Annotated in this window: 17 protein-coding genes; 2 read left to right on the top strand and 15 right to left on the bottom strand. The window is 41.9% G+C overall.

Features of this window, described 5'->3' with window-relative positions; genetic code table 11:
• Window positions 1-2 precede the first annotated feature (2 nt).
• Complete coding sequence (locus ACJVC5_RS06035; protein WP_408098469.1) at window positions 3-869, top strand: hypothetical protein; 867 nt, start codon at window positions 3-5, stop codon at window positions 867-869.
• 2 nt (window positions 870-871) lie between these two features.
• On the opposite strand, the gene ACJVC5_RS06030 is transcribed toward ACJVC5_RS06035, so the two are convergent.
• From ACJVC5_RS06030 to ACJVC5_RS05960, 15 genes are all read right to left on the bottom strand, one after another.
• On the bottom strand, window positions 872-1,540 hold the full coding sequence (locus ACJVC5_RS06030) for a type IV pilin protein (protein WP_408098468.1): 669 nt from the start codon (window positions 1,538-1,540) through the stop codon (window positions 872-874).
• Window positions 1,541-1,796: 256 nt separating this feature from the next.
• Window positions 1,797-3,020 (bottom strand): type II secretion system F family protein, encoded by a 1,224-nt coding sequence (locus ACJVC5_RS06025; RefSeq protein ID WP_408098467.1) that lies wholly within the window; start codon window positions 3,018-3,020, stop codon window positions 1,797-1,799.
• Between the two features lie 6 nt (window positions 3,021-3,026).
• Entirely contained in the window at window positions 3,027-4,172 is a 1,146-nt protein-coding gene (locus tag ACJVC5_RS06020) for a type IV pilus twitching motility protein PilT (protein ID WP_408098466.1), read from the bottom strand.
• Between the two features lie 8 nt (window positions 4,173-4,180).
• Window positions 4,181-5,851, bottom strand: a complete 1,671-nt coding sequence (pilB, locus tag ACJVC5_RS06015) for a type IV-A pilus assembly ATPase PilB (RefSeq protein ID WP_408098465.1) — start codon at window positions 5,849-5,851, stop codon at window positions 4,181-4,183.
• Between the two features lie 47 nt (window positions 5,852-5,898).
• On the bottom strand, window positions 5,899-6,606 hold the full coding sequence (locus ACJVC5_RS06010; RefSeq protein ID WP_408098464.1) for a hypothetical protein: 708 nt from the start codon (window positions 6,604-6,606) through the stop codon (window positions 5,899-5,901).
• Window positions 6,603-7,544: a bifunctional riboflavin kinase/FAD synthetase gene (locus tag ACJVC5_RS06005; RefSeq protein WP_408098463.1), complete on the bottom strand. Its 942-nt coding sequence runs from the start codon at window positions 7,542-7,544 to the stop codon at window positions 6,603-6,605. The genes ACJVC5_RS06010 and ACJVC5_RS06005 overlap by 4 nt, the downstream gene beginning before the upstream one ends.
• The gene (locus tag ACJVC5_RS06000; protein ID WP_408098462.1) at window positions 7,519-9,192 is read right to left on the bottom strand and encodes a hypothetical protein; all 1,674 of its coding nucleotides are present in this window, start codon (window positions 9,190-9,192) and stop codon (window positions 7,519-7,521) included. Before ACJVC5_RS06000 ends, ACJVC5_RS06005 begins: the two co-directional genes overlap by 26 nt.
• A 1-nt stretch (window position 9,193) precedes the next feature.
• Window positions 9,194-10,948: a vWA domain-containing protein gene (locus tag ACJVC5_RS05995; RefSeq protein ID WP_408098461.1), complete on the bottom strand. Its 1,755-nt coding sequence runs from the start codon at window positions 10,946-10,948 to the stop codon at window positions 9,194-9,196.
• Complete coding sequence (locus ACJVC5_RS05990; RefSeq protein WP_408098460.1) at window positions 10,945-11,922, bottom strand: VWA domain-containing protein; 978 nt, start codon at window positions 11,920-11,922, stop codon at window positions 10,945-10,947. Before ACJVC5_RS05990 ends, ACJVC5_RS05995 begins: the two co-directional genes overlap by 4 nt.
• Complete coding sequence (locus tag ACJVC5_RS05985; protein WP_408098459.1) at window positions 11,912-12,670, bottom strand: hypothetical protein; 759 nt, start codon at window positions 12,668-12,670, stop codon at window positions 11,912-11,914. Before ACJVC5_RS05985 ends, ACJVC5_RS05990 begins: the two co-directional genes overlap by 11 nt.
• Window positions 12,667-13,509: a DUF58 domain-containing protein gene (locus tag ACJVC5_RS05980; protein WP_408098458.1), complete on the bottom strand. Its 843-nt coding sequence runs from the start codon at window positions 13,507-13,509 to the stop codon at window positions 12,667-12,669. The genes ACJVC5_RS05985 and ACJVC5_RS05980 overlap by 4 nt, the downstream gene beginning before the upstream one ends.
• 2 nt (window positions 13,510-13,511) lie before the next feature.
• The gene (locus ACJVC5_RS05975) at window positions 13,512-14,453 is read right to left on the bottom strand and encodes an AAA family ATPase (RefSeq protein WP_408098457.1); all 942 of its coding nucleotides are present in this window, start codon (window positions 14,451-14,453) and stop codon (window positions 13,512-13,514) included.
• A gap of 3 nt (window positions 14,454-14,456) precedes the next feature.
• Window positions 14,457-15,647 carry a class I SAM-dependent rRNA methyltransferase gene (locus ACJVC5_RS05970; RefSeq protein ID WP_408098456.1) on the bottom strand — a complete coding sequence of 397 codons (1,191 nt, stop codon included), beginning with the start codon at window positions 15,645-15,647 and terminating at the stop codon, window positions 14,457-14,459.
• Window positions 15,648-15,745: 98 nt separating this feature from the next.
• The gene (locus tag ACJVC5_RS05965) at window positions 15,746-16,549 is read right to left on the bottom strand and encodes a hypothetical protein (protein WP_408098455.1); all 804 of its coding nucleotides are present in this window, start codon (window positions 16,547-16,549) and stop codon (window positions 15,746-15,748) included.
• A gap of 2 nt (window positions 16,550-16,551) precedes the next feature.
• Window positions 16,552-17,883: an NFACT RNA binding domain-containing protein gene (locus ACJVC5_RS05960; protein WP_408098454.1), complete on the bottom strand. Its 1,332-nt coding sequence runs from the start codon at window positions 17,881-17,883 to the stop codon at window positions 16,552-16,554.
• On the opposite strand from ACJVC5_RS05960, the gene ACJVC5_RS05955 reads away from it, so the two are divergent.
• Window positions 17,884-20,247, top strand: a complete 2,364-nt coding sequence (locus tag ACJVC5_RS05955) for an endonuclease MutS2 (RefSeq protein WP_408098453.1) — start codon at window positions 17,884-17,886, stop codon at window positions 20,245-20,247.
• Window positions 20,248-20,257 lie beyond the last annotated feature (10 nt).

Genomic DNA, 20,257 nt, shown 5'->3' with positions numbered 1-20,257 from the left:
GTATGAGTTTAAGTCACGTTGGCAAAGTAAAATCCTATTGGGCGACATACCGTTTAATCCTGGTGGCCATTCTGCTGTTTGCATCAGCAGTGTATCTTCATTCTTTAACTCAGAAACCGAAGGTCTATGTTTCGAAGCAGGAATCTGCGGTCAATTTTAAAATTGATTTTATTAAGTTTTTTTCTCTCGGAAATAAACGTCTCTTATCAGACCTGATTTGGGTTCAAACCTTAATGGAATCTGATCAAGATCATTACAAGCAAAAAGATCTGAATAACTGGATGTATCTAAGATTTGCTTCTATTGCGGAACTAGATCCTAAGTTCTATCACAACTATCTTTATGGCGGACAATTTCTTTCCATTATTAAGGACGATCTTCCAGGTGCTGGGATCATTTTCGAAAAGGGTCTTAAACTTTATCCCAATGATTACGATCTCAACTACTACGCGGGCCTTATGTACTATTTTGAATTAGGTGACGCAGATAAGGGCCTTAAACATCTGGAGAAGATACTTCACCATCCACGCACTCCCAATTTTTTTCCCTCCATCGTAAACAAGTTAAAACTTGAGACTGGTGAAGATCTGGAATCCATCTATCAATTAGTAAGACATAACTATGAAGAGGCGGAAGACCCAATCTTGAAACAAAAGTTGGGTAATGATCTCTATGCTATTAAGGCCGAGATTGATTTGAAGTGCTTAAATAACCAAAAAGGTGGCTGCGACTACCGAGATCAGAATGGAAAAGCTTATATCCTAAAAAACGGAACCTATTATTCTGCGAAATCCTTTACTCTCTATCGTATAAAAAAGAGGGGGGATAAATCCCCCCTCCTTAAAAGCATCATTAATACGATTAAATAATCTTAGAAACCGTTACGAACAACCGTCATAACCTTCTGCTCATTGATGGTAAGCTGAGAAGTGTTAGTCGTTGGAGAAGTGTTATCGCCATCAATCACTCCACCGGCACCAGCAGTGAAGGTCATAGCATTCTGATCTACCATGGTACCGACCGCTGTAGCGTTCGGAGCAACTGGAAGATATCCTACGGTGGCCGCAATTTGGTTACCAACACCTTTACCAGCGCGGAACCATGTTTGGTTTGTAGGGACTGCAACTTGAGAATCAGCCGGATTATTTGTTGCAGGCAGGGCCGCAGTCACTGTGTTGTTCTGAGGACAAGAAGCTGCCAGGAGACCCGAGTTAACAGCTGCGTTCCAAGCTGTACCGTCAATCGCTGTAGCGGCGTTGAAACCGATCGCATAGTAACGGTTAAACACTTCACGGTGAGGGTTATAACCCATGTACGCTAGACAGTTGTGATAGATGTTGAAGTCAGAGAAGAAAGCAGTTTCAGCTGTATACACAGATGAAAGCTGAAGCTTCGCTTCTGACATCTTAGCTTTTGCTTGATACTTACGGAAGTTCGGGATTGCTACAGCAGATAGTAGACCGATAATCGCTACCACTACCATCAGCTCAACGAGTGTAAACCCGTCTTGTCGTTTTAACGACCTGAAGAAAGTTTTCATGTGCTACTCCTTGTTTCAAGTCATTAAGAGACTTGAAAGTTGTTTTTAAAACTGCCTCAAATTCTCCCCTGAAATTAAGATTCAAAAGGTCCTTGGAGTCAGTAAAGTTCAGTTTAATATCGTAGTTGCTATTAATGTTAGTTTAATATATCTCAAAATCTTCGCTACAAGTTTTCGGCAACTTATTCCTGATCACTTCGCTCAGACCCAAGTGCAATCAAGTGCTTTAGGCGCTTTTGCCTCGATTCCTTGGCATCTATTCAGTGACCCCGCCCGCCGACATAAAGATCGGAAGATACATGGCAATCAATACGAAACCGATAATTCCCCCTAGGACCACTAGGATCAGGGGCTCAATCATCTTAGTTAGGTTCGCCACCAGGTCTTCCACTTCTTCCTCAAACACATCCGCAACCTTAATTAACATCTGATCAATGTTACCGGTCGATTCACCTACCTTAATCATCTGAGTCACCAGTGGCGGGAAATAGTGAATACGTGAAAGAGGTTCAGTAATAGATTTACCTTCAATTACCGCCTTCCTCACTTTCGTAAGGTCCTTAGCAATTTGAGTGTTATCAAGCGTATCAATACAAATTTCCAAAGAATCAATAATCGGCACACCGGCCGCTAACATCGTGGCCAGAGTTCTGGTGAAGGCACCAAGATTACCTTTGATCACCAGGCCTCCAAACAATGGAGCGCGCATGGTGAAACGGTCCCAAGCTTGTTTCCCTTCTTTGGTCTTAATGAAGTTAATAAACAACATAAAGGCCGCCACTAAACCTGCTATGAGAAGCAGGGTATAGTTCTGAAAGAAATTTGATGTATCAATTACCACTTGGGTCACCCAAGGAATTTCCTGATTCGATTCTTTAAGCATCCCCACGAACTGTGGAACCACGAAAGTCATAAGACCAAAAATCACCACGATCCCTACAATCACCACAATCACTGGATAAGTAAGAGCAGACTTCACTTGCTTCTTTAATTTCTCGGCCTTTTCTAAGAACTCGGCAAGTTTCACAAGAATGGAATCGAGAATACCCGCTGATTCCCCTGCGCGAACCAGAGCACAGTAAAGTTTATCAAAACCTTGCTGGCCCGACATGGCATCAAATAAACTTTTACCTTCCTCGACTTGCATTGAAATATTTTTCAGAACTCGTTTAAGGACAGGGTTTCGCTCTTGCTTATAGAGAATTTCCAAACACTCGAGAATCGGTACACCCGCATTGATAAGAATCGAAAGCTGTCGAGTAAAGCGCATCAGCTCCGCACGACCAAATGGTTTTGCTAGACCCTTGTCCACCATGAACTGACCGAGATCGGCCTCGAAGAATGATGGCTCAATCACTTTGGTAGGACGGATGTTTTGACGACGAAGAATCTTCTTCGCATCACGCACAGTTTCGGCTTCGACCGAGTTCTCGACCTTTTTGCCATCTGCTGTGAATCCGACGTACTTAAACTTAGGCATACTCTATTATGACTTCTTTTTTAAATTAGTGTTAAGTCCAAGCATCCGGGTTAATTCTTCCGGGTTATTGGAATAAGTCATGGCCGTTTCCGGGGTAATTACTCCGGCATCAAGATGCTTCTTAATATGCTGGTTCATAGTATTCATACCAGTCTCTTCCTGACCAATTTGCATCTGAGAATAAATCTGGTGAACTTTATCTTCACGAATTAGGTTTCTGATCGCAGGAGTAATACGAAGGATTTCCTGTACGAGAGCTCGGCCCTTAGGAACACGAGGAAGAAGTTGCTGGGCCACTACCCCTTGAAGAACGAATGAAAGAAGCGTTCTAATCTGCTCCTGCTGATCGTGAGAAAACACGTTAATGATACGGTTAATGGTCTGAACTGTTGAGTTCGTGTGTAGGGTTCCGAAAACCACGTGACCAGTTTCTGCAATTGTTAATGCCGCCTCAATCGTTTCAGGGTCACGAAGCTCACCCACCAGAACGATGTCCGGGTCCTGACGAAGCAGAGACTTAATTCCCTTACCGAAACTTAATGTATCAGCACCCACTTCACGCTGATTGACGAGAGAAAGTTTGTGAGCATGAACAAACTCAATCGGATCTTCTAGAGTAATAATATGCGAAGGCGATGAACTGTTTAGTTTATCAATAATCGAAGCGAGTGTTGTTGATTTACCAGATCCAGTTGGACCAGTGACCAGAAACAATCCACTCGATACATTCACCATTTCCATGAGAACTGGTGGAAGGCCCAGGGCCTCAAAGTCAGGAATCAAGCTTGGAATCTGACGGAAAACTGCCGCCACCGCACCTTTTGAATAAAAGACGTTGGCACGAAAACGAGCAAGTCCCTTAATACCGAATGAAAAATCCAGCTCCAGGTTTTTCTCAAGCTCCGCTTTCTGCTTCTCAGTCAGAATTTGATAAATGAGGCGCTTCGTATCTTCAGGAGTAAGACTTCCCACTTTCACACGAACGATATCACCACTGATACGCATACCAGGGGCAGTACCTACGGTTAAATGAAGATCGGATGCACCGTTATCTACCATCACTTTAAACAGCTGCTGAATCTGTAAATTACCAATACCTTGCTCGACACTGGTCTTGGTGCTGGTACTGGTTTGATCTTGTGATGATGACATATCTTCTCCTACAATTGATCCGAGGCCGAGTTAGATACTGCTTCTTCCAAGGTCGTAAGACCTTGAGCAACTTTAGTCAGAGCACACATACGCAAGGTCTTCATACCGTCACGAATGGCCTGCTTTTTAATATCATCTGAGGAAGCATTTCTCAGAATGAGTTCACGTACTTTTGGTGTAACGGACAACACTTCATAAATCGCCACACGGCCCTTATAACCAGTGTTGTTACAAATCTCACAACCTTTACCTTGATAGACCTTGATTTTCTCCGCTGAAGCAGGAGCAAAACCGCAAGCGATCAATTCATCAGGTGTTACTTTTCTTTCTTCACGGCAGTTAATACAAATTTTACGACACAGACGTTGAGCAACGATTACGTTCAAGGCCGCCACAACCAGGAACGGTTCAATCCCCATGTTAAGAAGACGAGTCACTGTTGCAGGAGCATCATTGGTGTGTAGTGTAGAGAGAACTAAGTGACCAGTCAGGGCAGCTTCTACTGCGATTTCTCCCACCTCTAGATCTCGAATCTCACCCACCATGATAATATCTGGATCTTGTCGTAAGAACGCTTTCAATGCTGTTGCAAAGGTAAGCCCCACTTCTTTTTTAACGTTAACTTGGTTAATCCCCTCAAGGTTAAATTCTACCGGGTCTTCCGCTGTCGAAATGTTATTGTCCGGAGTATTTAATTCAGCGATTGCTGAATAAAGAGTTGTCGTTTTACCTGAACCCGTTGGTCCGGTCACAAGACACATTCCATACGGACGATAAATGCCTTCTTTAAATACTTCTAACTGCTTTGGTTCAAAACCAAGCTTCGTCATATCTAGTTGAAGGTTAGAAGAGTCCAGAAGTCGCAGAACAATCTTCTCACCAAATAGAGTTGGCAGAGATGAAACACGGTAATCAATCGGATTACCACCGATCATGAGTTTAATACGACCATCTTGAGGCTTACGTTTTTCAGAGATGTCCATCTGGGCCATGATCTTTAAACGCGACAGCACCGAGGCCATCATCGTCTTAGGTGGCTGGGCCACTTCAACCAGGTTACCGTCCACGCGAAGTCTCACGCGGAAAATTTTCTCATAAGGTTCAACGTGAATATCAGAGGCCTTCTTAATAAATGCTTCGGCGAGAAGACGGTTTACGAATGTGACCACGTCATCTGAAATATCTTCGGCCTTAATATCTTCTTGGACCGCAGTATTAGCAGTGACTTCCTGAATGTTATTAATCAGGTCATCAACTGAATCTTTAATACCAGTGTATAACTTTCTCCAGGAAGAGATGTTCGTAAGAATGAACTCAACTTGTTTTTTAAAAACGTCTGAAAGTTCTTTCGTCCCTTCAGCAATAACACTCGGATCAAAAGTTGCGAGTGTTACCTTGGTTCCTGTCTTCTGAATAGGAATGGCACGAAATTTAATAACAAGTTTTTTCTTTAAAGTAGAAAGAGTATCAGTTGGAACTTTGGCGTTTCTAAGATCAATGAAAGTGATTCCATATTTCTCAGAACAAATTTTGGCGAACTTATTTTCATCGAAGTACGGCATCGATAAAAGTTCAAACTCATTTATTTCATCGTCCTTACCCATAGAGAGACGACGCAACTCTTTAAGGGTCGCCATCCCTGTATTAGTAACAATGTCGATGAACTCTTTGCGAATCATGAAATAAATAACCCCTTAATAGTATGTAACCTATTTCGGATTATTCACTACTTAAGTTTAGGGTTTGTTTGAGACCAGAATTTTACTGCCGCGAGGGCCTGAAGTCGCAGCATCTCCTGACCATCTTGGTACAATTTTACTCGAGATGGCAGAGTGTTTTGATGTGGTAAGAAGGAATAATTATAGTCCCAGAAGACTTCTTGGTGGGTGAGTTCGCCTTGAAATATAAAATGCCTAGAGCAAGCGTTGATCACAATATTCTGAACGCCGGATTTTAAGAAAGGTCGAAGATCAAGTTGAGCAATATCTCCATCCGCCTTTCGAGAAAACTCCTGCCAGCTGATTTTTAGATCATCCGCCACCAGTTCCGTCATCTTTGCCATGACTCCAGAACCTAAAATTAAAAGGTGAAGTTTTCCCCAGTCTTGTTGATACTTTGTGAGTATCTCCTGAACTGCAATGACATCGGTATTAGTTCCCCAAACACCCATGTTAGTGAACGATAAAGTATTTACGGCCCCGATTTGTCTTACCAACTCTGAGTCGATGCGAATCTCAGACATGAAATGAGTTTTATAAGGAGAAGTGATATTTAGACCATCAAGCTTCTCTGAAAAGAAACTTAAAGGGGGAATTTTATCAACTGATTCGAAGGAGAAAAGTTCATATGAAGACAGTTTAGAACCAAGAATTTCTTGATAGAGCTTCGGCGAAAGTGAATGGGTAATAGGATAGCCTAAAAGCCCTAATTTCATTTCTCCCTCAAATACTCTTTAGCAAATTCCACGTCTGCCTTAATCTGGCCAATCAAATCATTTACCGTAGGGAACTTCTTCTCATCACGCACTTTGTGCAAGAATTGAATGTCCAAAAGCTCACCATAGATATCAATATCAAAATCAAATAGATTGGTCTCAATATGGATATGGTTGGTGTCTTTAAAAGTAGGATTGTTACCAATGTTCGTAATCGATTTAAAGGTCATTCCATTATAAATAGTTCGAGTCACATATACGCCTTTCTGAGGCACAATAAGATCCTGCGACACTTGAATATTGGCAGTCGGGAAACCAATCTTCTTTCCGCGACCTTCACCTTTAACGACCACGCCTTCAAGATGGAAAGGACGCTCAAGAATGTCTTTCACTTCATCTATCTTGCCAGAAAGTAGCCTTTCACGAATAAGACTTGAGGACACGACCTGACCTTGGAACTCATACTTGGGTTGAATTTCGACCTGGACACCGCGAGGGTGGCAGATTGATTTCACCAAATCATAGTCGCCTTCTTTATTGGCGCCAAAGGCGAAATCATAGCCAAGATAAAATTCTTTTAAATTAGGATAAGACAGAAGGTATTGAGATAAAAATTCTTCCGCCTTAAGCGTACTAAAATCTCTTGTGAATTTAAGTTCAACTAATACATCCACGCCCAAATTCTTTAACAGTGTACGGCGTTGCTCATAGCTATTGATAAGAAAACGTTCTTTATCTGGTTGAAGAATTTTTTGAGGATGTGGAACAAAAGTCACGACCACGAACAGAAGGTTCTTGGCCAGACAGTCGTTCTTGATTTTTTTTAAGAGCTGACGGTGGCCTATATGGACCCCATCAAAATTACCGATCGTTAAACCAATGGCAGGATACTCACCATTGATTTTTGGAATCTCAAGTAGGTTGTGAAGTATTTCCATTTTTAACACTCTCTATGTATCTACCCAGCTCTTTAAAATGCGCGGATTGATAACTAAACTGCATTTCAGACTTTCTTGCAGAGTAATCCTTGTAATCATTGGCACTCAATAAATCAATGAAATATCGCTTTGACTCTTCTGGCAAAGGTGACTCGCGGATGATCATAATTGGTGATTTACCAGTGGCCTGAATCAGAGGGGCCATCCACTTTACGAATTCATTGAATTTGAATGGCGCAGACTTAAGTTCTCTAGGAACATCACTTTTTAGATAAATTCCTGAGAAACTTCTTTGTTTTAGAAGTCCAAATGCCACTACTAGCAAGGCGATGGTACCCAGGCTCAAATTGATATAAGGCAACCAGGTCTTCCATTGCCAGTGGTCAAATGTAAGAGGTCCGGCCAGCTCACGGGCCCTCTGAGGAAGAGACTTGTCTGCCTTAGGTTCATTCTTGGCCTCAGGTTTCGTCGTATCTTTTTTTCTTTCTCCAGCGACTCCTCCTGCAACTACAATTTCAGGGAAATTGAGCTGAGTAGGTACATAACGACCCGTATTCGGATCCAAATAACTAAGAGTCACTGTTTTGGCCGGAATTTGTAAGTTCTCTTTAGCTAGGAAAGTGTAATCGAAGACTTTCGTTGCTTGGTCAGCATCTGTAATTTTTAAGTCACCATTTGATTCAAACTCTTCAAGACCTGGATGCTTAATGAGCTCTGGGGCCTCTAGATTTTCCAAAGCGCCAGTGCCCGAAATGGTGAGCTTCACTTCAAGCGGTTCATTAACGATGAGTTTATTCTGGCCAACTTGAAGATCAAATTGATGTGTACCCACAAGACCAGTAAAGTGAGGAGGAACTGGTTGCGGTAACGGCTTGACCAACACCTTGATCGTTTCACTGTTCATGGTACGGGTTTTAAAATCACGACTTAAACCGAAAGCACCGAAAGGATCATTTGGCCGTGAAGTAGGGTACGTGGCCGAAAGATGAAGCGAATCCACTTTAAATTCGCCGACCTTTTCCGGGAAAAGTTTGGCGGCATAAATCTGAGTTCGCATATACAGTTGCCCATCCACGGAAACTCTTTCTGTGCGCTCAGGCTCCTGCAAAAAACGTTTTAGAAAATTATCCAGTTTGGGATACTTCTTAATATCAAGGTTACTGACTGGAACTTTGCTATAAAGATAGTAGCGAGCGACAAAACCTTCACCCACGTACAGTTCTTTTTTAGGAACATCGGCCATGACAAAGACATCGGCCAACACCTCTGCCTCTTTAAGAACATTCACATTCAAAGAGGGATGTCTTAACGTCTTGTTTCCTAATTGGACAGTGATGTCTCTCAAGGAGTTCATACCAGACTTACCGGCCACTAGATCATAAACAATCGTAAGTTCACGAGAGACGGTTAGTTTACCGTTGGCATAGATCGTGCGGGTCGAAACACCTTGATTTGATTTACCCACGACCTCAATACCGGCCGGGCTAAAATTAATGACAGGTTCTTCATCTGAGTCCGTGAAGACCCTAAAATAGGCCTGAAAAACTTCGCCCATAACAGGTTTTGGAGGATTAATTTCTACCTTAACTTCATCAGCAAATGCGAAGGTGCTCATGAGCATCGCCAGAATGAAAATGATATATCTCATACTACCAGTCCTTACTCTTTCTGGATTTTTTCTTATTTAAATCTCTCGTGCCTTGTTCAATCATCTTCATTTGAAGTTGACGGTCGTCCGACATGAGCTGTTTCAATTTCGCAGGAACTTTTTTAGGCGGCATTGGTTTCTTCTCACCTTGGTTTTCCTGGTCTTTTTGTTCTTTTTTATCCTGATCTTCTGATTCGTCTTTCTTTTCCTCAGACTGATCTTTCTTTTGATCTTCTTTTTTCTGGTCTTGATTATCTCCAGATTCTTTCTTCTGCTGCTGGCCCGATTTACCACTTTGATCTTTTTGGTCTTGATTCCCAGATTGCTGGTTTTGATCTTGCTGATCTTTATTTTCTTTTTTGTCTTTGTTTTCTTTCTCTTTCTTCTTCTGCTCTTCTTGTTTCTTAAAGAATGAAACAATATTTTTATTCATGGTCTCATTAATTTCGTTGGCCTTAGGGTTCCCCTTTAACGATTCAGAAAGTTTCTGATAAACAGACAGCCCTTTTTGTACTTCACCCTTCTCTAAAAGAGCGGTCCCATAGTTCAAATAGGCCTCAGGTGGAAGATCAGGATCAATTTTTGAAGGCAGATTTTCCTCATAGAGAGCAAGGCCTTCATCTTTAGAACCACCCTGTTGAAGATCGTCTGCAAGTTTTAACTTTTCCAATTGGTTTAACTCACCTTTCTGCAATTGATTCAGACGTTCAACTGCCTCAGGAGATAGTTCCTGAGCAGGCGCCTGTTCTTGGGCCTGCACCGGTGCCATGATTAAAAGTAATCCAAGTGAAAATACTTTCAAATTTTTAAGGAAGTAAGAAAGAACGAGAAGAATAAGCGAAGGAACAACGATCCACTCCATAAGTACCGGTTTAATGACCATATCTTGTTGCTGATCACCTCTGACCTTCTCTGATTGGAAGAACTCCAGAATTTCTTCGGAAGGAAGAGAGTAACTATTGGCGATCCAATATTTGGCCGATGGCATATCTGCGGTAGCGCGTTCAAAGAATTTTTCATTTAATTTTGTGATAACGTCGCGACCTTTGTCTTTCTTATACCCAAAACGAAACCCACGACTATCATCAAGAGGAATTCTTCCACCCTGTTCTGTTCCAACACCGACCAGGGCCACATGAATTTCCTTGGGAACTTTAAGATCAATTCCTTCAGCGGTCTCTTCACCATCTGTTAGAACTAAAATATTTCCCCGTGCCTCACTTCCGGTCTCCTGAAAGTACTGAATACTTTCCTGAATGGCAGATGTAAGAGCAGATGATCCATATTGATTACGAAGCGTTTTGATACTATCGAGACGAGCATCAATCAGATCAATGTCATTTGTAAAAGGGACAATCTTCTTTTGGATTTCTGCAAAGGCCACGATTGAAAGTTGCTGACCTGCCGCCTTTCTTGCAAAGTGCTTCGCAATTAGAGCGGCCTTTTGAAGACGACTTGGTTTTACGTCTTCCGCCAACATACTGGCAGAAGTATCAATGAGAATAATCGTTCTGTCCTGAGGGACTTCGGTCTTGATCTTTTCTTCCGGACCACGCACATCCAGTAAACTAACTAGAAGACCTCCCATGCCAGCGATAAAGAGCAAGGTTGAAAGGTAGCTAAAAAAACTCCGGTTATAAAACCAGTAAGTTCTAACTAATTTAAAAAATCGACGCTCAAGAAGCACCACAATTACAATAAAAACGAGAAAACACACCAACAAGGCGGGCCAAAATGTCAGTTGGTTAAAGTTCATACCACATCCTTTAGGAGCAATCGACGTAAGACCTCAACTCCAAAGATCAGCGCCACTCCCATTAAGAGATATGAATAGTATTTTTCATCGTAAACCACCTGATGATTTACTTTGATTTCAGTTTTTTCCAACTTCTGAATATCATCCAGAATGTCTCTCAGTGCTTTCTCACTCTTGGCCGGATAGAACTTTCCACCGGTGAGATCACTAATTTCTTTTAAGACTTTATAGTCAATGGAACCACCAGGAATAAGTTGGTATTGAGTTCCAAAGATTCCGTTACCAACAGGAATCTTGGCGTCTTCATCCGTTCCTAGACCGATTGTATAGACCTTGATTCCATATTTTTTGGCCTCTTCTGCGGCCTGCATTGGCGTCATGGTTCCTACGTTCGCCACACCGTCAGTGAGAAGAACGATGACCTTGTTCTTAGTATCACTATTCACGGCACGGGCCACACTGAGAGCGAGACCATCACCAATGTTTGTACCACTTCCTAAATAGCCGATTGAAATTTCAGACAATACTTTATCAACTAGTGATGGGTCAGTTGTTAATGGAAGAAGAGTAAAGACTTTCTCAGAGAAAATAACAATAGAGATACGATCAGTCGGGCGTAGACGAGCAAATTCACGGATGCGCTCTTTGGCAACTTCCAGACGGTTAGGTCTGATATCTTCTGCAAGCATTGAACGGGACACATCAATACAAAGGACAATGTCGTTCACTTCAACGCTACTTGGAGAAAATTTCTGGGCCTTGCGAGGCTGCATAAGGGAATAGCTTAAGTATCCCCAGCCCACAACACCTATTAAGAATAAAACGATACGAAGACCGTTCTTCCACCAAGAAACTTTATGCTGGTTAAGAGGAAAGTAAAGCTGAGCGCGCTGGAATATTTTCCAATAATCAATCGCCCAAATGATTCCTGCAATAACTCCGGCCCAAAGAAGCAGAGGATTTTTAAATTCCATTTAATCCTCCTTCAACCTTACGAACAAAGTCTCGGTAAGCTTCAATCACCTGAGAAATTTCCGCTTCATTCTGGCGAGGTTTAAATTGGTATTTAAATAATACTGCTTCGAAAGACTTAAAAGGTTCTTCGACCTGAGGAAACTCATCAAAAAATTTGTGCTTCTTTTTCCAAAGGTCCACCACTTCCTGATAGGTTGTGGCACTTAGAAGTTCTTGTTTAAGAGCGCGCTTTTTCTTTTTAAGCGTGGTCTTAATTAAATACTTCTTTCTTCCCCAAATGATAAGAAAGGCAAGTATCCCCACTCCCAGAGTAACGGATAGCCAAAGAAGAATTTTTGGACGAGAAGGAATTTCAAATTTGCCAAAGATAAAACCTTGAGCGGCCTCAGTTGGTAATACTTGGGAATTGCCCCAGGTAATAAGAAGATCTTCCTCTCCAAATTTTGTGCCAAGTGCATTTGTTTCTGGGGCCTTGGCAAAAATGACTTTGGCCTCTGCCTCAAAATAATCACTTCCTTCTTTCCTCATAAGTGGAGAGACGTCATAGAAGTATAGTGTATCAGCGAGGGTCTGACCTTTTAGTTTTTGAAGAGGCACTCTTTGAACAGCATCGGCCTTTAAAAGAATCTTTGCAGTTTCCAGACTTCCTTGTTTGATTTCATTTTTCCCGAAATCTAAATTCAGAGCGCTCGCACCGAAAGCAAGGCAAGGAACAAGAAGAATAAAGAGAACAATATATTTAATCACACTAGCTCTTTTACAAATTTTTCCAAATAACGTTCATGAACACCGATTTCTTTAAATCGCTGCTTCATAAAGAGAGGATCTTTCTCCATGCTCTTAAGATCAGTTACCACACCTCGGTTAGTCAGAGGATTCTTGGCCTTAAACAGGAAGGGAAGATCGGTGTTCTTGTCCACTGGAGAATAAATCCGGAAACAATTCATATTTTTTTTATCCAGGATCTTTCCCCAAAGTTCTTTGTTCTTCACAAGACTTAGGTCACCCAGATAAATCACTTCCTTCCTACGAGCGAGAAACGACTTAATTTGAGCGATCTTATTTTCCTCGGTGTGAGAATTAAGATTTCCTTTCTGCTTTATGATGACTTTTCCGTCTTCATCAATCAGCCCAAGCCTTTCGAGCATAGAAATAAAAAGGGTCAGACCTTCTTTTCCTTTTTTAGGCGGTAGGTTGATGGTCTTGCTGGACCAAATCACCACTCTCACTAAATCATGGGTCTCACCGGCAAGAATGTAGAGAAGACCGATAATTTCAATCATGGCCTGAAGTTTAGACACGTCTTCGAATCCATAAAGAAGCGTTTGACTTAGATCCATCATCACGACGATTTCAACGTTACGCTCTTCCTCAAAGGTCTTTACATATGTATTTTGTGATCTGGCAGAAAGCTTCCAATCAATGAAACGAACATCATCACCAGGAACGTAAATCTGGTGCTCACGAAATTGAAGCCCAGAACCACGGAAATGCGATTTCAGCATGCCTGCAGAATAAGCATTAGAATTTCTGAAAATGTGCGTCTGGATCATCCCAACAACGCGTTCGATTTCCTTTAAGTTCATACTTAGATCACATTCGCAGCGATGGTCGCCACTAGATTCCTTGTGTTAAGTTTATCAATTTGAGCTTCATAAGAAGGAATCACACGGTGACCTAGAACTGATGGCACAATTGATAGTAGGTGATCTGGAGAAACAAAATCTTTTCCTTCCATGAAGGCCCTGAATTTTGCAATTTTAAATAACCAGATTGAAGCACGTGGTGAAGCGCCCGCGATAATGGCACCGTCATACTTTTTCAGGAAAAACTTACTTCCCGGACGTGTGGCGTGAACGATTCGGATGATCATGTCTTTGATTTTTTCGTCCACGTAGATTTGTTCGACTTTTTCCTTCATTTCGAACAAGTCATTCTGATTAATCACTGGCTTTAAATCCAGTTGAGCGGGCTTAAGGCCCAGAACACTCTTCTCAGCTTCGAAATCCGGATAATCCACAGAGATCTTCATCATAAAGCGGTCAAGCTGTGCTTCTGGAAGATTGTATGTTCCTTCCTGCTCAATCGGGTTTTGAGTTGCAAGCACCACAAACGGAGTTGGAAGTTTATGGGTCTTATCACCAATCGTAACTTGCTTTTCGGCCATGGCCTCAAGAAGAGCGGCCTGAACTTTTGCCGGAGAACGGTTGATCTCATCCGCTAATACGAGCTGTGTGAAAATGGGACCGAACTTCGTTGAGAATTCCTGCTTCTGTTGATTGTACATCATGGTACCAATCAGATCCGAAGGAAGAAGATCGGGAGTAAATTGAATGCGCTGAAAGTGAAGATCACACAGCTTACTCATGACAGACACGCTGAGAGTCTTACCTAGACCAGGAAGACCTTCAATAAGTAAGTGTCCTTCACACACCAGTGCGGCCACGATCGACTCTAGAAGTTCATCTTGCCCGAAGATGATTGTTTTAGCCTGCTTAATGACTGTATGGGCTTTTTCCTGCAAAACCATATTTTACTCCACAAAATAGAAATAACTTTTAATGTAATTAGATTTATCTTCGAGAGAAGTTACCGGATGGTCCCAACCCTGCATTCCACTGTAAATTAACTGGATCTTACGACCTTCTTTTCTAGCAGCATCCATAATATTTTTTTGGAACTCATCATGCCCAACATAATGAGTACAAGAAGAGAAAGCACAGATGCTCCCCGAAGCAGCGCACTTTAAGACCTTGCGATGGAGTTTGCTGTAACCTTCCAGCGCCTGATCTTTTTGAGAAGCACTCTTGGCAAATGCCGGAGGATCACAAAGCACAAGATCAAACTTTGTTTGCTTATTAATCATTTCATCCAGGAATTTAAAAACATCCTGACGATGAAAAGCACCGCGATCATCAAATCCATTAAGTTCAAGGGCCGTGCCGACTTCAACTGAAAAGTCTCCCTGGTCCACAAACTCAACTCTTTCTACACCTCCGGAAAGAGCACTCATGCCCCAGGCCCCGGCGTAACTGAAGAGATCCACCCCGCGTTTTGGTTTATTGCTTAAACGCTTCAGGAGACTTACTAATTGATAACGGTTTTCACGATGGTCATAGTAGAAACCGACTTTCTGTAAAACCTCCGAACGAATCTTATATCTAAGACCATTTTCCATCACATCCAAATCCGGAAATTTTTCCGCCTCAAACGTTGGAAGAAATTCTTTTTCACGGTATTTAGCATTATCTAAGAAATAGCTTTTGGTCTTAGTGAGTTCTTCAAAAGTTAATTTGATCTGATCTCGAAATTTGTCGATTCCAGCAGTATTGATCTGGATAATCGAAGCATTTTCAAAGCCGTCAACAATCAGACCCGGGAGCCCATCACTCGCTCCATAGAAGAGCCTGGCACCTGCGCGATAGGTCTCATAGCGCTGACGTTTATCAAAGGCGGTTTTAATCTTTTGAGAGATAAACTTTTCCGCCGAAAATGTTTTAAGCTCTTCAGTCGTGATTTTTCCCACCAGATAAGCGCAAGTGTATTTTTCCTCAATCATGGGATTGATAAAACCTACATACACATCCGTTGGAGATAATTGAAACAGACACCACTCACCCGGAGGTACGGATTTAATTGAACCTTCGAAATCAGCGGCCTTTAATTCAGATGAATGACTTCGAACTTTATTGATACCACTTTTAGACAAGACTATTGAACGCACGTATACACCTTAAGAAAGTTATTAAATCATTATAACCTCTTACATGTGCCACTCAAGAAAGAAGCACTCTAAAAACGAATAAACTATTCTGATCAGGTTTATTGTTTTTTAATTTCTTTGGTTCCTTCACCAAGGAAGTATTTCAGGGCATCGCCTGTATTGATTTTGTAATTTTTAAAAGTGAGCTTTTCCGTCGAAGAAACCGGTTTTCCGCTCTGACCTTTCTGTTCAGTGGTCACTTCAACCCCGGTCAAAACACCAATACCCTGCGAGTTTCCATAATCCAGTTCTTTCTTGATGGTTACAGTCTGTCCGCCTTCAGTGCTGACCGTTGTTTGCTCTTTCAGTACATAGCGACCATCAGTGAATGATTCTTTGACATATACTGGACTAATCACAAGAGTTCCGATGGGCCTTTGTCCCACAACTTCTGTGAGTTTATCGTCTTTATCAAACTTCAAAACGAAACTTGGAATTGGAGCTGCGCCTGAAGTATCTTGGGCCAGAATCTCTTTTGGATTTGTTCCATTCGAAAGCTTATAGTTTGGAAAACGTTGGGCCATCGTTGGAGGAAGAAGATTGTCCATCATTCCCAGAAGCGAGGCCTTAAGCTCTTCTTTCACTTCTTTAAAACCTTCTGGAAGTCCTTCAACTTCAATTGCTAATCGCTCCGGTTTTGCGGTCCAATAAGTGCGAAAAACAACTTCCTTCACCTTTCCGAAGACCTGCTGATCATTCATCTGTTTAGTTAATTTACTGCTCTCGATGTCCACCACGAAATCAGCAACACCTTTACTTTTAAGAGAGTAAACTTTGTTATCAAAGTTTTTGAGGTATGTGCCTGGGTCTTGAGCAAAAGCTGCGGTAGATGTAACAAACAGTAAACAAAGTAGGGCCTTCATAATCAGTCCTTAATTACTTGGTCCAGATTAACTCTGGGACATTGTAGATGTTTTTCTTTTTTGTATATTACCATACCCGCGGCCCCGGAAACACCCTTCAAATTTTTCACCTGGGTGTAGATAATAGGGATCCAATCAGCATTAAAGTGAGAAAAATGGGCAACTATTGAGGCGCCAAGGTTCAGAATCTGTGGGTCCAAGGCGTGCCCCTGTGGAAGTTTTATCACTACATGAGAACTTTTTTGCCCGTCGAGGTGAATCCAGTAATCTTCTTTGCCGGCCCACTTGTTTCTCAATTGATCGTTGCCTTGAGAGTTTAGACCAACGCCAATCTGACAATTCTCAAGAGACAGGATTTTATATTCATCTGCAGAATTTTTTGGTGGTTGAAAAGTAGGTGACTTCTCTTCTCCCCAAACTGGCCTTGTGATGGGAATGGTAGAAGTTTTAGTGACGGTTGTTTTCGTTCCTGCCAACTGCTCAGTCACGCTTTGAAGTCTCTCACTTAAAATGGTTTCGCCGCGTTTTAACTTTTTAATTTTTTGAAAGAGAAGATTTCTTCGCTCATAAGGATTAAGTTCGCCTTCAAACTTAATCTTATGATCACCGACTTTAAGCTCATACATGTCCAGCGACTCTCCTTTATCAAGAATCGTCTGGAGTTTCTCCCACTGGCGAGTGCGACGAAGGTCATCTTCAATATTTTCTTTTTTACGTTGAAGGAAAGTTGGAGCGGAATTCATGCCCTTTAATGCTGATGTCTTGAGTTCATCTTCCAGAAGTTTTTCCATTCCAGGAATCCCTGCAGAGGCCATGTCATGTTTCATGTCATGGTGGCGACCGATTTCATCAAAATAAGAATAAAGGTCATCAATTTCGAGTCCAGGAACAAACGCTTTTCCCCGCCAACTTAATAACAATTTAAAAGGTGTTTCTGGTTGATCTTGATAGTGATGAAGAAAGTACAATTTTCGTCCTTTCCAGAATAATAAAAAGGACTGTTCTTCACCAAACTTCTGATAGCTGATCTTCACAATCCGATCAAACTTATCCAAAGAGACATCAAGGAAACTGCATGAACTTAAGTGGCGACGAAGATACTCCAGAAAATTATCTTTTCGTCTTAGTTCGGATGGAGGAGGTGAATCATGAAGCCACAGCCCTTCCTGGCCGCCTCCCCGCCCAAAGAATAAATGCCAGGTTTTACCTGGAGCGCGAATTGATAAAGAGATAAAATAAGCAGTACTGTAAATCTTCTGGATTTGCCCTTGGGAGAGGGCCTTTTCTTTGATATTTTTAACTTGTTTCTCTAAATCTAGATAGTATTGGATCATATGACGATTAATCTTATCACTACTCAACACTCCGTGCATCACGCACAAGTCGAATGGGATGTCCTTTCAGGCATTATATCTCAATTCGCGTATTTTGAATCGAATAAGAAAGGCCTCGTGACGCAGCTCTTTGCGAATCGTTGGGAAGACCTTTCAACTGAACTCATTCGTACTCAAACTTATCTTCAAGAATTTAAAGATGATTACCGTCAAATCATAGGTTCGCTTTTCGGGAAACTCCCGGCGGATGAATCTTTGGATCGCCATATTCAGCACGTTACTAAAGAAGGTGTCCTGCATTTTAGTGAACTCAATAAAGTTGTTCTGCTGGTTGAAAGTGCCCAGTTTATTAAGCAAGATCTTCCAAAATTTAAGATCGCCGAATTTCAAAAAATTTCCGAGATGGATTTTCAAACGATCCAAAGAAAGTTTCTAAGAGAATTTCGTCATTTGGTTGATAGCTCAGGTGAAGTTCACTTCGAACGCCATCCGGAACTTGCAGACCTGAATCGTCGTTTAAGAGAATTGGAAGATAAAATTCGAAAGACCGTTCAAGAGTGGATCAACAATGCCGCCAACCAGAAGGTCCTTCAATACAATAGTTACGACGTTCACTACGACCGTTTTGTAGTTCCAGTCAGATCTGATTCCTATCGTTCAGATCTTGGTCTCATTGTTTCTCGTTCTGAATCAGGACAGACTCTCTTCGTTGAGCCTTTTGAAGTAAGGGACGCCTGTAACCGTCGTTTAGAGCTTATTGCGAAGATTGATGAAATTATTAATCAACTCGCCATGAAATTTTCTCGCCTCTTAGGTGAACATTCCGCACTCATCTCTGAATGCCTTTATCATGTTCGAAGAATTGATTTTTATCTCGCTAAAACTGATTTTGCCACGAAATACCATCTGGAGTGCCCATCAATCAGATCCACTCCAGGATTTAAGTTTACCGGGCTCTTTCACCCATTGATTAAAAATGCCGTAAAGAACAGTGCTGATTGCCATCAAGGTAATCATGGAATTGTTATCTCTGGTCCCAATACTGGCGGTAAGACTGTTTTCCTTAAGTCGATCACCCTTGCTTACTTGTTGTTCTACCACGGCTTCTTCGTACCCGCGGCCGAAGCTGAAATGTATCCTTATGAAGGTGTTTTCTATTTCGGTAACGATCTTCAAGATCTTCAGGTAGGTCTTTCTTCATTCTCAGGTGAAGTAAAAAACTACATTGATCTGATGGAAAATATTCTGCCGTCGAACCTGATTCTGATTGATGAGATCTTCAACTCAACGTCCTCAGATGAGGCCTCAGCTCTCTCTCTGGCCTACTTCGATGAGCTTCATAAGCGCGCGATCTGTCATATTGTGGTGTCAACCCACCACCAAATGTTTAAGACCCTGATTCATCAGGATCGAAACTACATTTCATGTCACGTGGGCTTTGATACTACTAACATGAAACCAACTTACAAAATTCAATGGGGCACGCCGGGTGCTTCCATGGCGATTGATATTTTCCGTATTCTTTCTCGTGGCCACGAGGAAGTGAAAGATGTTCCTGGCAAAGCGCTCTCACACTTAAGTGCCAAGAACGTGAGCTATGAAACTCTTCTTCAAAAAGTTTCCCAGAAACAAATTGAACTGGATCAAATCTTAACTTCCAACCGCCAGTTGGAAGTAGAACTGAAAAACCAGAAAGGTGCCATGGAAGGGATTCTAAATCTTCGTATGAAGGAAGAACTCACCAAGGCCCGGCAGGAAGTCGATAAAATCCTAAATGAGGCGCGTGCCTTGGTTGAAGAAGCTCGTCGCAATGAAATTCAGAAAGTGAAACGCATTGATGATAAGTCTCACCAACTTAAAACTCAGATTGATAAACTTCGCGGCATCGAAGTCGTGGAAGAAGAAATCCCAGTTGGTGATCTCACCATCGAAGAAGTAAAATCCGGTGACACCGTTTACTCGCATACACTTAAAAAAGAATTCACCATTCAAGGAGTGGATCTTCGTCGTCGTGAAGTCACGATTGCAAAGGGGCCCATTAAACTTACAGTTCCGGTGACTACTCTTGGCCGTTCAAAACGCGCTCCGGCCAAACCAAAAGTTTCTGTGAGTTTTGTGAAAACCTCGAATTCTCAGTTAGAATTTGATGTACGCGGGATGCGACTCTCCGAATTCCAGAACTTGATTGAAAAGGCCCTGGGTGATCTTTTATCAGGAGACGTGCCTTATATCAGCGTGATTCATGGCCATGGTGATGGGGTACTAAAAAACTGGTTAAGAGACTATTTAAAACGTTCGAGAGATTTTCAGGGTGAGCTTCCAGAGACTGGGAACGATGGCGAAACAAAAATTGTCCTAAAATAAGAAGGCCCCA

The sequence above is a fragment of the Peredibacter sp. HCB2-198 genome (assembly GCF_045999315.1).
Lineage (GTDB): Bacteria > Bdellovibrionota > Bacteriovoracia > Bacteriovoracales > Bacteriovoracaceae > Peredibacter.
This window is presented reverse-complemented; position numbering and strand designations above follow the sequence as displayed.